Here is a 15718-nt window from a genome sequence, read left to right on the forward strand (position 1 = left end):
TTAACCTTTTTGAAGCTCAAAAATGCTTATTTCAGGCAAAATGCCAAGTCTACCAGGGTAACCAAGGTAACCATAGCCACGATTAACATACAATTGTTGATTCCCTTCCTGATACAGGCCGGCCCATTCTTTATATCGCCACTGTACGGGACTCCACTTTAAGCCCGCAATTTCAACGCCATATTGCATGCCGTGTGTGTGGCCGGCAAAAGAAACGTCCACTTCTGATTTGTTAAGTACTTGCTCTCTCCAGTGGCTGGGGTCGTGAGAAAGAAGAAGTTTTACCGGTAAGTCTGATGTGTTTTCTAATGCTTTTTTTAGATCACCATATTGATGAAAGCCTTTTCCCCAGTTTTGTATACCTACAATTCCTATTTCTTCCCCATCTACTTTAAGACGTTTGTGCTCGTCCATCATAAGGTGCCACCCCATAAGTTTGTGGCCTTCCATTAGAGTTTTGAGATTTGCTTGTTTGTCTTTCTCTGAGCTCCATTGGGTATAATCACCGTAGTCATGGTTACCTAGCGTAGAAAAGACGCCCAGAGGAGCTTGTATTTGCTTAAAAATGTCAAAGTACTCCGTCAGTTCTTTTGCTTCATTATTTACCAGATCTCCAGTGAAAAAGACGATATCAGGCTTTTCGGCAAGGAGCATATCCACACCACCTTTAACAGCTGTTTTGTTAAAGAAACTTCCACTGTGGATGTCTGAAATTTGTGCGAGTTTTAAGCCGTGAAATTGACCCGGCAGATTTGCTAGTTTTAGTGGAATTCTGCGAATGCGATAGTCATGTGCACCAGAAATTATTCCATAGCCCATTGCACCAATATGTGTGGCACCTACAGCCAGGGCGGTCTTGGTTATAAATTCTGACCTTGTGATTTTTGGAAGATCAGGGTCTAGATTTGAGTCACTAATCCCTGAAGTTCCCTGAAAAAGATTTGAGATAGAACGAAAGCTCCATTGACCAACTCTAAGTACGTCGCCTAGTATTAAAATTACTCCTGAAAATAGTTTTGAGATATAAATGATGAAAATAAACGAAGCAAGAAAATTTCTCGCTTTGAATGACAGGCGATCATTGAACCAAAAGAAGGCACCAAAAAAGATAAGGATACAGATAACCGGAATAGACCAGTAAACAAAACTTAGAATTCGTTGATTAGCAAGATTCCAGTTTTTTGTGAGCTGCTTTAAAGCACCGAAGATATAAAGGTCTGCCAGGAAGAAAAGAAATATAAATAAACCAAGAAAAAGTCCTCTGCTCATAAATCAATAAGTGATTTAAGTTTAACCGAAAAGGAACTGAGAATGTTCATCGGGATTGATTATTAACAAAAAAAGGTGACCAGTTACCTGATCACCTTTTTTAATATTAACTCTTCTCTTAGTTATTTGGAGTTAAAGTTACGTCAAAGACGTATCCAAAGCTCCAGCTTGTCGAGAACTTGATAACACCAGTAGCTGGGTCAACAGAGAAACTGTCAAGAACTAGCTCGCCACCGAAATCACCAACTCCGATAGTCTGACCAGAGCTGTAAGTACCGTTACCATTGTCAGTAACCATCATACCGGTACCGGCATAGTGCCATCCGTAACCTCTACCGAAATCGTAGTATCCACCGATAGCGTCAGAGATTTTATAAGAATCTCCGTCTTTAACGATATATACAGGACCCATATCAGTGTACTGAGGGCTTGAAGAACCGTTTCTTACAACTGTAGATGTGTAAGCACCAGAGATGTCACCGGCAGATAGATCACCAGGGCAAGGCTTCCAGTAGATTTGTCTGAAAGAAGAACCAGGAATACCATCTTTGTTCACCGCACTGTAAGCGATTTCATAGTAGTCAGGACCTGAAACTGTAGACGCTCCAAAGTACGCTCCGGTAATGGTTTCGTTCAATTGAATTTCTGAACCACCTTCAAAAGCCGTAGCACTGTAAGCATCGGCACTGTAAGAATCACCACAGTTGATTTCAACAACCGCTGGGCCCTTTAGCTCAATCAGAGGAAGGTAAGTGATCTCTGATTCTGTAATTCCGAAGTCTTGCTCACAAGAAGCAAACAGGAATAAACCAAATATTGATAATAATGATATTTTTTTCATATTAGTCGACTATTAATTGTCCCAAAATATTTTGTCAGTAATTGTTCTCTGAGCAGGAGCGTTTGCGTTCAAACTTCTCTCCGTTTCAGGGTATAACCAGGTTGAAGGGAAAACTCCTTGTGGTAACACAGTAAGTGTTGGAGTCTGGAAAATACCTTCAGTGAAGACTCTGCTCGCGGGTCTGTCAAATCTTCTGGTTTCAATCCATCCTTCATCTTCCTGAGTTCCGTTCAAAGAAATCCACTTTTGAACAGCGATAGCATCGATTTGATCATCCAGTGAAGTCAAACCATCAAAACCAAGGCTTGCGATGTAATCACTTGCACCGTCAACTCCAAGGAAAGAGAAGTTAGAAGAAATTGCAGTTGCAAATGCAGCACTGGCGTCATCAGCAGTTCCATATCTTGCAGCAGCTTCAGCTCTAAGGAACCAAACCTCCCATGGGCTCATGAAGAAAACAGAGTTATCATCTGCTACAGCTACAGGAGAAGAACCACTGTAGTCAGTCGCAGGAGCAGTAAATGGCTCATTGTCGATACTACCTTGATCGATACCTCTGATCTGGCCGTTAAAAGTTCCTGAAGAAGCAGGAGTGTAGAAGGCAGTCAAACGAGGATCTGCTAGCTCATTCAGTTTATTAACCGTAGCATTACTTGCAAAGTAAAAATCGCCAACACCCCAAGTCATTCTGGCGAACATTGGATTCTGATTACCTGTAGCACCAGAGAAGTCAACTTTAGCGATATCACTCATGCTCTCAATGAAAGAACCTGAAGAGATCAAAGCCTGAATAGCTGCAGCATTAGGAGCAGTTTCAGATGTTCTCATTAGAATTCTAAGTTTCAAAGAGTTTGCAAACTTGGTCCACTTCTCAAGATCACCTCCATAAACTAGATCATCTGCACCAGCATCAGCAGGAGCAACATCAAGATCCGCGATGGCTTCATCAAGGAGAGTTACAAGGGAAGCATAGATTGCATCAGGGCTATCGTATGATGGCGTAAGAATAGAGCCATCAGCGATCTCACCATTCAGAGCTTCCGAAAAAGGCACACTTCCGAAGTGATCAACAAGTCCTTGATACATGTAAGCCATCAAGACTTTACCAATACCACTATACGCCTTACTATCACTTTTCGTCAGAAATTTAACATCAGTTAAAACCTGAGCATACGATCTGATCCAGTAGTTATTGAAATCATCTGGTTCAGAAACAAATCTTTCCTGATTTCCGATGGAAACACCAATACCCCAAGTGTAGTATTGAGCCCAAAGGAAGGAATTCATGTTCAATTCCACGTCTTGAACATAAGACATATAACCCAGAGCACTGGTCAATACCTGTGCATCAGACGCCGTAGGAGAGTTGTCTGGGTCAACGTTCAGGTTTGCAAGTCTCTCATCACATGAAGTGGCAGAGAAAAGGAGCAAACCGGTAATTAATAAACTATATATTCTTTTCATCTATTCTGATTCAATTAAAATGTTAGACCTAATTTAAAACCTAAACTTTGAGCAGGAGGAATCTGAGTTGTCTCAATACCTACCGCGTTACCTGTAAGGCTTGGGCCGTTTACTTCAGGATCTGCGTAAGTGTTGTCAGCAGGTAACCAGAACTTCACGTTGTTAGCATATACGCCTAAAGTAGCAGTTTTGATTTTTGCCTTGCTAAGAATTTTCGCAGGGATAGCATAATTCAAACCAATTTCTCTAAGCTTGATAAAGCTTGCATCTACTAGATAGTGAGCCGGAGCCGGATCGTAGTTTGTATAGAAATCCTGAGCAGTAATCTCAGTAGTATTTGCCTCGCCTGTTTCAGTTACACTGTTCGGGAATACAAATGGCTCTCTACCGTATTCTACCGTATGCATACCAGTACCGTTAAATCCTGTGTAGAATTTCGTCCAAGAGAAGAAAGTTCCACCTTGTCTGATATCAAGTAGAGCATTTAATGAAAGTCCTTTATATCCGATTGTTGTTCCTACACTTGCAGTGTAATCTGGCTGATAAGAACCAAGATATTGCTCCTGATCAGTTAATACAGGGAATCCAGTAGTTCCTACAACAGTTTGACCCTGACTGTTCACAACTTCTGTAAGACCTTTGAATGTACCGAAAGGATATCCTTCTTTTGCAACAGTAGTGATACCACGGTTAGAACCACCAACAGTAAGCTCAGTAATGTCATCAGTAATCTTAACTACGTTGTTTTTGTTCTTGGCGTAAAGAAGATTGATGTCCCAGTTAAGACCATTCACCAAACCTTTGATTGGCTTAAGGATCAATGAAACCTCATGACCTTTGTTTGTCATCTGACCAATGTTGGCAGTAGTGCTGGTAAAACCAGTTGATGCCGGAAGGTTAATCGTTACAATCTGATTGGTGTGGTTTGAGCTATAGTATGTATAGTCAAGGTTTACTCTGTTGTTTAACAAAGAGATGTCAGCACCAATTTCAAACGTAGTTGTCAATTCAGGCTTAAGATCTGGGTTACCAATGGCATTACCAGTTGTAAATGCCGGCTGTCCACCTAATGGGAAGAACAGAGAGTAGTCACCCAAAGAAGCAATTGTAGGGTTACCTGCGAAAGTAGAGTTCAGAAGGTATAGACCGGCATCTTTACCAGTAGTACCATAGCTACCTCTAAGCTTAGCAAAGTCAAGGAATTTGCTGTCGATATTCAACGCATCAGATACGATGATTGATCCACCAACGGCTTGGTAGAAGAACGAGTTATTTGCCAAAGGAAGAGTAGAAGACCAGTCATTTCTGGCAGAGTACTCAAGGAAATAAGTGTCCTTGTAGCTCAAACTTGCGTTACCCAAAGCACCCATAATTCTATAAGCAGTGGTATTCTGGAAAGAAATTGGGTTTTCAGCACTGTTACTTAGATTGTAGAAACCAGGTACTACAAGACCACCTACAGTGTTACCACCGATTCTCTTATATCTCTTATCAAACATGTTCCAACCAGCAACAGCGTTCAATTTAAGACCTTCTACACCAGGAATATCTGTAGTGTAGTTCGCCAGTGTACTTACATCCCAGTTTGAACGGTTACGATCCTGGTATAGGTAGCTACCTACTGAATTGTGTCTTCCGTTTCTTGTTCCAAGAGCAAGATCATCACCCCAGATTAGCTGAGTACCACGAGTGTATGACGGTACTGATTCTGTTACTCCCATATTGATGGAGTTGTTACCTACTCTTGCAATCAAATCAAGGTTTTTGATTGGTGTGTATGTCAATGAAACTTTGGTGAACAAGTTACCAATGTTTGCCTGACTGTTGTACTCATTCAAAATATAGTACGGGTTCACAGAAGAGTAAGAACCCCAGTATCCTTCAAGATCATGGAAAGGGCTGTTGTAATCTCTAATCTCATTGAACGGAATGTTAACAGGAGATTGAAGAACCATTGCCCATGCATTACCACCTTCGAATGCTCTTGCACCTTCAGTAGCTGTTGTTTGATTTGTCAATGAATAAGATACATTGAAATCAGACTTTAATTTTGGAGTCAACTGAGCACTAGCATTCAAGTTGATTGAGTGTCTGTTGTACTTAGTGTTGTCCAAAATACCGTTTTGCAAAGTATTACCATAAGATAGGTAATAGTTAAAACCACCTTTACCGGCAGAAACATTGAAGTTATTGTTCAACGTGTTACCAAGGTTAAAGAAGCTTTGAAGCTGGTTAGGAACATTTTCGTATGGACGAGTCAATGCTTCTAAAGAACCATCACCATCTGAATCGATTGGAGAAGTCCAAGGTCTAACTACGCCATCAAACGCCGGACCCCAAGACCAGTTTTCACCTGAATCGAAGTGTAAGTTATCATAACCCTGTCCGTAGCCATCTTGTCTTTGTGTTAGTACATAAGCTCTTTCAGTAGAGTAAGAAGAGTTAACACCAACTTTCACAGTACCATCTTTACCTTTTTTGGTAGTTACCAAAAGAACACCAGAAGCACCACGAGAACCGTAAAGTGAGGTTGCAGATGGTCCTTTCAAGATAGTGATACTTTCGATATCCTCAGGGTTAAGGTCGTTGAAGCGGTTACCGTAATCGGTGTAACCTGCACTAGCAGTACCATCACCACCACTGTTGGCTGTGTTATCGATTGGAATACCATCAACAACAATAAGAGCGTTGTTATCACCAGTCAATGAACCTTCACCTCTTAGTACGATACGTGTAGAAGCACCTACCGAACCTGAACTTGTGTTAATTCTTACACCGGCAGCCTTACCTCTCAATGATTCAAGAGCGTTTTTACCAGGAGTAGAAAGAAGGTCTTCAGACTTTACAGTCTGGTTAGCATACACCACATTTTTGGCGTTTCTGTTAAGACCTGTTGAAGTTACAACGATTTCACTCAATTGATTTGCATCGCTCTGAAGAGAAACGTTGATTACACTTTGGTTCCCAACTGTGATCGATTGAGAAACCATACCTACAAAGGAGTAAACTAAAGTAGCCCCTCTCGTGGCTTCGATGGTGTAATTACCGTCGACGTCTGTTGTTGTACCTTTGGTTGTTCCCTGAACAGAAACAGAAACACCAGGAAGCCCAATGCCGTCATCTGCTGAGGTAACCTTTCCCGAAATTTCCATGGATTGGGCAAAAGTGAGCACACTTAAGCATACCAAACTCATGGTAAATAAAAATTTCTTCATACAGTTTGCTTTTAAGGTTTTTAATTGTTTTGAAGCGACCAAATTAAAAAATGTTAAATAAGATAGGTGGGGATATCTTAAAAAAGTTCTATCTAACTTAAAATAGTGCAATGCTTTATTGAAAAAGCAAAAGAGTATGCATGCATACTTCTTCTCAGAAATTACAGAATATTGAGCTGCTATTTTGGGGCCTGCTTAAGGATTATTTTGTTAAGAAGCCGAGGTAGAAAACGTTTGAGGTAAACGCCCATTACTTCTTTGCCGCCAATGTAGACTTCGGCCTTATTTTCAGTGATAGCTTTGAAAATTTTTTCAGAACATTTTTCAGCACTCATTCCTTTGAGTTGGTTCTCATCCATTTTGCCATATTGAGTACCATCAGAAGAGAGGGCATTCTTAGAAATGTCAGTGTTTATATAGCCCGGGCAAACAACTGTTACTCCAATATTATCATGATATACTTCCGCTCTCAAAGCATCAAAAAAGCCATGAAGTCCGAATTTTGCCGCTGCGTATCCTGACCGTCCCGGAGTGGCCACTTTACCCGCCACGCTACTTGTTACAGCGATTTGACCACTTTTACGTTGGATCATATACGGTAGAACCTCTTTTGTAAGAGCAATAACACTTAGAAGGTCAATTTTTAGAATTCTCTCGTACACAGAGAGGTCTGTTTCGGCCACAAAACTACGTTGAGAAATTCCCGCATTATTATATAGGATGTCGATTTGCCCGAAGTGGTTAATAGCTTTTTGAACCATTTGAGGGAAAAGCTCATACTGTTCCACATCCATTGGTAGTATGAGAATGTTTTCAGAAGGTAATCCGGACTGTGTTGCCACACGTTGTAATTCTGCTTCTCTTCTTGCCGAGAGTATTAGTTTTACCGGGTGTTTGGCAAATTGATAAACGGTGGCTTCGCCAATACCCGACGAAGCCCCGGTAATCCAGATGACTTTATTCTCTAAATCCATGTTAATCTACAAGTACAGCATTGCCGCTGGCTACATCCTCCTCGACATGTTTGTATTTCACGTCACGTTTTACGGAACCATCGCGGTATTGTACACTAACCCTTTGATTACGGTTAGCAACTTTCTGAGATTTTGCCGGCGTTACCGGAGCTGATCCACCTTCAGAGTCGCCGTCTTTTCTATTGGTTGAAAGTTTAGGTTTGTCTTCCTTTGGTGGAGCTACCTGTTGAAAACGCATTTCAACGATTCCTGCCTTCATCAGGAACGAAACCATCTCAGCGTTTACCTTAGTCAGGAAGTTTTGGAAAAGCTCTACGGCTTCAAACTTGTAAATCAAAAGCGGATCTTTCTGCTCGTAGGAAGCATTTTGAACGGACTGCTTCAGATCATCCATGTCTCTCAGGTGCTCTTTCCATTGTTGGTCAATTACGCCCAGAGAGATTGATTTCTCCATTTCTTTAATCAGCTCGCGACCGTTAGTGTCAACCGTTTTTTGCATGTCGCAGAAAACAGCAATGTTTTTAGTGCCATCACCCACTATGGCCATGAAAGGTTCATTTTTCAATGCATTTCGGTCAGCCAGAACCTTATTCAGAACCGGAATAGTCTTGCTGACCAATGCTTTGTTTTTCTCTTCATAATGAGCCTGAGCAAGATCATAGAATCTCGACTCCAAATGAGCACCACCCTTGCCAAACTCTTCGGCAGTAATTTCTGGTTTAAAACCTAAATTTTGAAGAGCTCGTAGTTCAAACTCGTCGTAATTGCTGCCAGCGTTCGCCAGGATAGAGTGACAGGTATCGTAAAGTACATTTGCGATATCTAATGAAAGTCGATCACCATATAAAGCATTTTTACGACGTTTATAAATGGTATCACGCTGAACATTCATTACATCATCATACTCGATCAAACGCTTACGCATACCGAAGTTGTTTTCTTCAACTTTACGCTGAGCACGCTCAATAGAGTTGGTAATCATGGAGTGCTGAATTACTTCGCCTTCTTCCATGCCAAGTTTATCCATGATTTTGGCCGTACGGTCAGAGAAGAAAAGACGCATCAGGCTATCCTCCAAACTCACAAAGAACTGCGAAGAACCAGGATCACCCTGACGACCTGCACGACCACGCAACTGGCGGTCTACACGGCGAGATTCATGACGCTCGGTACCAATAATGGCCAAACCTCCGGCGGTTTTACTTTCAGGAGAAAGTTTAATGTCAGTACCTCTACCCGCCATGTTCGTGGCAATGGTCACGGCTCCAGGCTTGCCGGCCTCTGCAACAATATCTGCCTCGCGGGCATGCTGCTTAGCGTTAAGTACCTGATGTGGAACTTTACGAATACTCAGCATTTTACTGATAATCTCAGAGTTTTCTACTGAAGTAGTACCCACTAGTACGGGTCTGCCAGCCGATGTCAGGTTATTAACCTCGTCGGCTACGGCATTGTATTTTTCACGCACGGTTTTATAAACCATGTCTTCCATGTCATCACGAATTACCGGCTTGTTCGTCGGTATGGTCATCACATCAAGCTTGTAGATTTTCCAGAATTCACCAGCTTCTGTTTCAGCGGTACCGGTCATACCAGCCAGTTTATGGTACATTCTGAAATAATTCTGAAGCGTAATGGTAGCGTAGGTTTGAGTTGAGTCCTCAATTTTCACATTCTCCTTCGCTTCAACGGCCTGGTGAAGTCCATCAGACCAGCGGCGGCCATCCATTACACGGCCTGTTTGCTCATCAACGATTTTGACCTTGCCGTCCATCAAAACGTAGTCAACATCTTTCTCAAATAAGCAATAAGATTTGAGCAATTGGTTTACAGCATGAATACGCTCAGCTTTAGTAGCATAATCTCTGATAAGCTCATCTTTTTTAAGAATTTTATCCTGCTCTGAAAGCTCAGTTGATTTCTCAATCTGATCAATGTCAATTGACAAGTCAGGCATGATGAAGAAATTTGGATCTTCGTCCTGACCGGTTAAGAAGTCAATTCCTTTATCAGTTAACTCAATTGAGTTGTTTTTCTCATCAATTGTATAAAAAAGGGGTTCATCAGCCTGAGGCATCAGTTTATTGTTCTCAGCGATATAAACAGCCTCTGTATCAAGTAAGGTCTTTTTTATGCCAGTTTCTGAAAGGTATTTAATCAAAGGTTTGGCTTTCGGCATACCTCTGTAGGCCCTGAAAAGGGCAAGACCACCCTCTTTGGTGTCACCTGAATTGATCAGTTTCTTCGCCTCGTTCAGGTAGTTATTTGTTAGGGTTTTCTGAACCTCAACAATTTGAGCAACCCTAGGCTTCAAAGAGTTGAAAAGAGCTTCATCACCCTTTTTGGCCATTGGGCCACTGATAATCAATGGGGTACGGGCATCGTCAATTAAAACGGAGTCTACCTCATCAATCATTGCGAAGTGATGCTTCCGCTGTACCAACTCTTTCGGGTTGGTTACCATATTATCTCTCAGATAATCAAAACCGTATTCGTTATTGGTACCGTAACAGATATCGGCATTATAAGCGGCTCTTCTGGCGGCTGAGTTTGCCGGGTATTTATCAATACAGTCACAAGTGATACCGTGGAATTCAAAAATCGGAGCCATCCACTCGGAGTCACGGCGAGCCAGGTAGTCGTTTACAGTTACCAAGTGAACACCTTTGCCGGCCAATGCATTCAGGAATGCTGGGAGTGTTGCAACCAAGGTTTTACCCTCACCCGTTTGCATTTCGGCAATTTTTCCACTGTGTAGAGCAGCACCACCGATAATCTGAACATCATAATGAAGCATGTCCCACTTGATCATGTTTCCGGCCGCTTCCCACTCGCTGTTCCAGGTTGCTTTTTCACCTTCAATGGTGATATGACCTTTTTTCATGGCCAGCTCCCGGTCAAGATGAGTAGCGGTTACTGTCAATGAATCATTTTCCTTAAATCTTCTGGCGGTTTCTTTAACAATGGCAAATGCCTTTGGCAAAATCTCCATCAAAACATTTTCCAGCTCCTCATCTTCCTGCTCAGTGAGATCATCAATTTGCTTGAAGATAGCTTCCTTATCATCTATAGAAAGAGTTTCGTCGCTTTCTGCTTTTTCTTTGAGTTCTTCAATTTGTGTTGTAATTGAGCTCAGCGAAGAAGTGATGTAGTCTTTTAACTCAATGGTTTTTGCCCTGAAATCGTCATTGGATAGGGACTGAAGTTTTTCAAACTCTTCGTTGGTGGTTTTAACATACGGCATCAGTTCTTTGACATCTCTGTCTGACTTTGTGCCAAAAACCTTAGAAATTCCTTTAGTTATAAAATCTAACATTATATTATTTGATCCTAATTCTGTACTTAATGTAAGGCTGCAAATTTACTTATTTCAACTGGTAACCTTACAACAATAATGCTGTAATTGAAAAGCGGTCAAAATGGCTAGTTTTCACCAGAATTTTTTGTTTTGGCCGGAGAAACAGGCTTTAATCGTCAAAGAGAAGCCTGACTTTTTTGCCACTTATGTTTTCAAAAATAGGTACTAGCATGTTTTCCGCATTCTCTTTTGTCATTTTGAGTATTCCAGCTTTTATCGCTGACTCTTTTAGTTTTAACTCGGCCGATTTGAATGCTTCCTCAAATAATAGGCCTTCGTTCATAAAGGCGTATTGAGTATCATAGACCGTTGATTTAGAGTGGTCAATTTTGTGATGACAAAGGATAGGCGGAGGCAATCTGACAATGACAGAATCTTCTGAAACGCTGATATCCTGATCTTGTATTTTAGAAAGATTGATGCATCCGGTAGCTTCGCCATGAATAATTAATAATGCTCTCGGGTCAGGCAGATAATCGCGGGTGATTTTTTGGTCCACGATATCTTTGAAAGTGAAGCTTGCGAGCTCAAGATTTCCAAGAGCCTTGGTCTCTTCAAGCATGAGGGAATGCGTTGTTTCAATTGTCTTTACTCCGAAAAGGTTCTTAAAGCCACCTTTCAGGTAAAATATGAAGGCAAATACGGCCAAAGTAGAAACAATGAGCAGCAAAATGCGATTTATGATTTTGATCATTTAAAAATTTTCAGTTTGTCTAATCTTTGTCAATATAAAATACGCTTATTTTGTCTTTCAATTGCAGTACAACCGAAAATAAAACAGAGAAGAAATTAAACTTTTTCGGGAAATATCAGTTTTAAGGACATAAGCAATTGAATGTTTTATACAAAACAGAAACAGATTGTGAAGCTATGGAATTATTACCAATTGATCGCAGAAGTAATTTAAGCAGGGAAGAGTTTATTGAAAACTATCTGAAGCCCAAAAAACCTGTCATTTTTACAGATCTTGTAAAAGACTGGCCTGCCCGTGATAAATGGACTTTTGACTGGTTAAGAAATACCCATGGTGATATTGAGGTTCCTCTTATTGATAAGCATTATCATGACCCTGATAAATACTTCAAAATTGCTAAAACTATGCGATTTGGAGACTATCTGGATTTGGTTGAGAAAAACGAACCCATAGACCTGAGAATCTTCCTTTTTGATATTTTTAAAAAAGTGCCTGAGCTCGCCGATGATATCATTTATCCTGATATCATGGATGGCTTCATCAAAAGCTACAAGTTTATGTTTTTTGGAGGCAAAGATTCCATTACCAACCTTCACTACGACATGGACTGCTCAAATGTATTTTTGACGCAGTTTCAGACACGGAAAAAAGTTATTCTTTTCGGCCCTGATCAAAGTCGTCAGCTATACCATCATCCGTATACCGTAATGAGTCATTTTGACCCTGAGAATCCGGATTATGATAAGTTTCCTGCAGCCAAAGACCTTGTTGGTGTTGAGGGAGTTATCGGTCATGGTGAAACGGTCTTTATACCTTCATTATGGTGGCATCATATCCGTTATGTAGATGGTGGATACAGTCTTGCACTTAGAGCAAATGATTCTATTTTCACTTTTGTGAAAGGAGGTTACAACCTGGTAAGACACCAGTTGGTAGATCGCGGTATGACTAAGATGCTCGGTGCGAAATGGAGAGATTGGAAGGAGACAAAGGCCGCAGAGCGTGCTTTAGAACCGGCTTAAGAACAATCGACATACTCTAATTTCCCCCAATTATAGCGAGTTTTTTCAATGCTGCATTTCGTAGAATTGTCAGAAAAAACTATGCGTTTATTTTTTATTGTTTGTTTGCTAAGTAGTGCTCAGATTTGGGCACAGCAATACCCCTACGAAGTTTCTGAAAAGTTACCTTTCGGTGCTCAGAATCCGGAAGCACCGGAGCAGTTGAAAGATTTTGGCCAATTGGCAGGTCAATACTCTTGTCAATCAACAGCTAGAAATGCCCAACAGGAATGGAAAGAACCTGAGGAGATTATTTGGCGATGGAAGTTCATTATGAACGGCATGGGTGTGCAGGATGAAACGCTGAAGCCGGATGGTTCACATTCTGGTAGCATCAGAGTTTATGACACTGACAGCCTTACATGGCGGGTGCATTACTACTCAAATACGGCTTTCCCAAAAACCTTAGGGTCCTGGTATGGAAATGATAACGAAAATGGTGATATCATTCTTTATCGTGATCAGGCCGCTCCCAATGGAACCCCCGGTTTCTATCGCATAACTTTTTCAGATATAGGTCATGATGGTTTTGAATGGCTGGGGGAATGGGTCAATAAGCCGGAGACTTTTAGTTTCCCGACCTGGAAAATATCGTGTGTACGGCAGCAATAAGCTTTTTGACTAACTTTGGTCTTTCCAAAATTGGCGAATTGCATAAGAAAATCTCTTTTCTGTTTTTATTCTTTACGGCTTTTCAAAGCTTGGCACAGCCGGAATATTCCAGGTTTAGTTTGAGTCCATATTTGGGGCTGGGAATGAAATTGCCGGGAAAGCAACAGGTTTTGAGTGGCTCAGAACAGATGCTTTACCTCTGGAAGTTCTATAATTTCGGAAATACGTTTAACTCTAACGGGGAATCGCAGGTGAGTCTGAACTCCACCAATAGAATAGGACTCAACCTGGATTATCGCTTGTTTGATAAACTCGACATTTTCGGAAGGGCTGAACGAATTAACTTAATAACAGCCTATCAATCTTCTTTGACATATGATTTTCGGGGAAGTAGAGTAGGAGGCTTCTTTGATAATTTCAATTATTACAGTTTTGGGTCAGGTTTTAGGTTTCGTACCTATAATTTATTTTTTACGGGTTCTGTCAATTTTCAACCCAATATTTTTGGGCCAAGAAATCGGAGAGCCAGCCGTGAGGAACGGGTGACTGATCCCGGGAATTATATCAATTCTTCAGGTACGGGGCTTACGTTTTCATCTTCAGTAGAACAACAGCAGCGACTGAGCTTTTATCTGGGTCTTGGTCAGGAAATAGACTTTATGAATGGTCCCGCTTTTCTGGAAGTTGGGGTAAACCTCTCGCCAACCATTCTATACGCCGAGAATATTGATTTTTACAATGGAGGTTCTGGTATTGGCAACGTCAAACTTAATCATAGAACTAATGCGGTTTTTGTGACACTTAGTCAACCCTTGTATTTCAAGAAAAGAGATAGACCCTCGAAAAAACAACAAAAAGGAACCATTGCACCTTTTGAAACAGAAGAATTTGAGATAGGTCAGCAAAATATTTCAATCGGTGAAAATCTGGTTCTTGAGCATATTCAATTTGAACAATCAAAGGCGGTCTTGAGCCTTGAGGCTATGGGTGATCTTGATGAGGTTTATGATTTATTGGTCAAATATCCCGGAACACGGATTCAGCTGAGTGGACATACATCTCAGGAGGGCTCAAGACGTCAGAATATTGACCTTTCGGAAAAAAGAGCAGAGGCCTGTAAAGATTATCTGGTTAGCAAGGGAATTGACAGAAGGCGAATCAGAACGGTTGGTTATGGGCCTGACAAACCTATTTCTGAAGACAATCAGGAGCTTAACCGTCGTGTAGAGCTACAGGTTTTAAGTGTTGAGAAATAAAAAACGGGAAGCTATCGCCTCCCGTTATCTAGATATTTCTCTGAGCTCTAAACATCACAAATTCGAACGCATCTTTCAAGGGAAGCCAGCATTCCTTCTTTGTCTCTCGCCGAAGGAATAAACTCCTGACCTAAAAAGCCTTTATAACCGGAGTCAACTAACGCCTGAATAACAGCCGGGTAATAAATCTCCTGAGTTTCGTCTATTTCTTTTCGGCCAGGCATACCACCTGTATGGTAGTGACTGATGTATTTGCCGTATCTTCTGATATTTCTGATATGATCACCATGCATACTCTGCATGTGGAAAATATCATAAAGCAGCTTGAAGTAATCAGAGTTCACCATCTCGCAAAGCGAAACACCCCAGTCGATATGGTCACACATGTAGTCGCGGTGACTATCTCTGGAACTCAACAGCTCCATGGAAAGAATAACATTGTGTTTTTCGCAAGTAGGAATCAACCTTCTGATCACCTGAGCACAGTTTTGCATACCCACGTAGTCGTTCATTCCATTTCGGTTTCCAGAGAAGCAGATCAATTGGGTTATGCCGGCCTCGGCAGCTTGCGGGATCAGATCTTCGTAGAAAGCTACAAGCGTGTCATGAGTGGCAGGATCAGCAAAAAACCATGATAGGTTAGAGCCTCTTTTGCTTCCGTTCGGAAGAGTTACTTCAGGCCAATCTCCCCAGCCAATTGCTGAAGTCATACCATGTTTCTTCAAAATAGGCCATTCTTTCGGGCCGGTAAGCTCAATAGACTGAAGTCCGATTTCTTTGGCAGCGATTACCAATTCTTCAAAATCAATAGATCCATAACACCAACGACAAGCTGAATGTTTGATGTTATTTTTCAATTTTGCTTTTGGGCTCATGGCCTCTTTTGCCATTGCACTGGCCGAAAATGTACCTGTAGCAGCCACAGTTCCAATGGCTTTCAGAGCATTTCTTCTTGACGTATTCTTCATTTCGTA

11 protein-coding genes are annotated in these 15718 nt (G+C 41.3%); 3 read left to right on the plus strand and 8 right to left on the minus strand.

Features of this window, described 5'->3' with window-relative positions; genetic code table 11:
* The 7 genes from AFM12_RS09400 to AFM12_RS09430 all read right to left on the minus strand — a co-directional run bounded on the left by AFM12_RS09400 (position 1) and on the right by AFM12_RS09430 (position 11815).
* Positions 1-1269, minus strand: a complete 1269-nt coding sequence (locus AFM12_RS09400; protein WP_055147101.1) for a metallophosphoesterase — start codon at positions 1267-1269, stop codon at positions 1-3.
* Between the two features lie 118 nt (positions 1270-1387).
* Complete coding sequence (locus tag AFM12_RS09405) at positions 1388-2110, minus strand: BT_2262 family domain-containing protein (protein ID WP_055147104.1); 723 nt, start codon at positions 2108-2110, stop codon at positions 1388-1390.
* A 12-nt stretch (positions 2111-2122) separates the two neighbouring features.
* A complete protein-coding gene (locus tag AFM12_RS09410) occupies positions 2123-3574 on the minus strand; it encodes a SusD/RagB family nutrient-binding outer membrane lipoprotein (RefSeq protein ID WP_055147107.1) in 1452 nt (483 codons plus the stop codon).
* A 14-nt stretch (positions 3575-3588) separates the two neighbouring features.
* Entirely contained in the window at positions 3589-6789 is a 3201-nt protein-coding gene (locus AFM12_RS09415) for a SusC/RagA family TonB-linked outer membrane protein (protein WP_131458274.1), read from the minus strand.
* A 179-nt stretch (positions 6790-6968) separates the two neighbouring features.
* Complete coding sequence (locus AFM12_RS09420) at positions 6969-7763, minus strand: SDR family oxidoreductase (protein ID WP_055147113.1); 795 nt, start codon at positions 7761-7763, stop codon at positions 6969-6971.
* 1 nt (position 7764) lies between these two features.
* On the minus strand, positions 7765-11079 hold the full coding sequence (gene secA / locus AFM12_RS09425) for a preprotein translocase subunit SecA (RefSeq protein ID WP_055147115.1): 3315 nt from the start codon (positions 11077-11079) through the stop codon (positions 7765-7767).
* Positions 11080-11230: 151 nt separating this feature from the next.
* Positions 11231-11815 carry a DUF4230 domain-containing protein gene (locus tag AFM12_RS09430; protein WP_055147118.1) on the minus strand — a complete coding sequence of 195 codons (585 nt, stop codon included), beginning with the start codon at positions 11813-11815 and terminating at the stop codon, positions 11231-11233.
* A gap of 176 nt (positions 11816-11991) precedes the next feature.
* Here AFM12_RS09430 and AFM12_RS09435 point away from each other — a divergent pair, with 176 nt between their 5' ends.
* The 3 genes from AFM12_RS09435 (at position 11992) to AFM12_RS09445 (ending at position 14744) form a co-directional block, all read left to right on the plus strand.
* Positions 11992-12837, plus strand: coding sequence for a cupin-like domain-containing protein (locus AFM12_RS09435; protein WP_055147906.1), 846 nt, complete (start codon positions 11992-11994; stop codon positions 12835-12837).
* An 81-nt stretch (positions 12838-12918) separates the two neighbouring features.
* Positions 12919-13488 (plus strand): hypothetical protein, encoded by a 570-nt coding sequence (locus tag AFM12_RS09440; RefSeq protein WP_082391284.1) that lies wholly within the window; start codon positions 12919-12921, stop codon positions 13486-13488.
* Between the two features lie 38 nt (positions 13489-13526).
* Complete coding sequence (locus AFM12_RS09445) at positions 13527-14744, plus strand: OmpA family protein (protein ID WP_131458276.1); 1218 nt, start codon at positions 13527-13529, stop codon at positions 14742-14744.
* Between the two features lie 47 nt (positions 14745-14791).
* On the opposite strand, the gene AFM12_RS09450 is transcribed toward AFM12_RS09445, so the two are convergent.
* Positions 14792-15712, minus strand: a complete 921-nt coding sequence (locus AFM12_RS09450; RefSeq protein ID WP_055147126.1) for a hydroxypyruvate isomerase family protein — start codon at positions 15710-15712, stop codon at positions 14792-14794.
* Positions 15713-15718: the final 6 nt, after the last annotated feature.

This window comes from Jiulongibacter sediminis (assembly GCF_001306455.1).
Lineage (GTDB): Bacteria > Bacteroidota > Bacteroidia > Cytophagales > Spirosomataceae > Jiulongibacter > Jiulongibacter sediminis.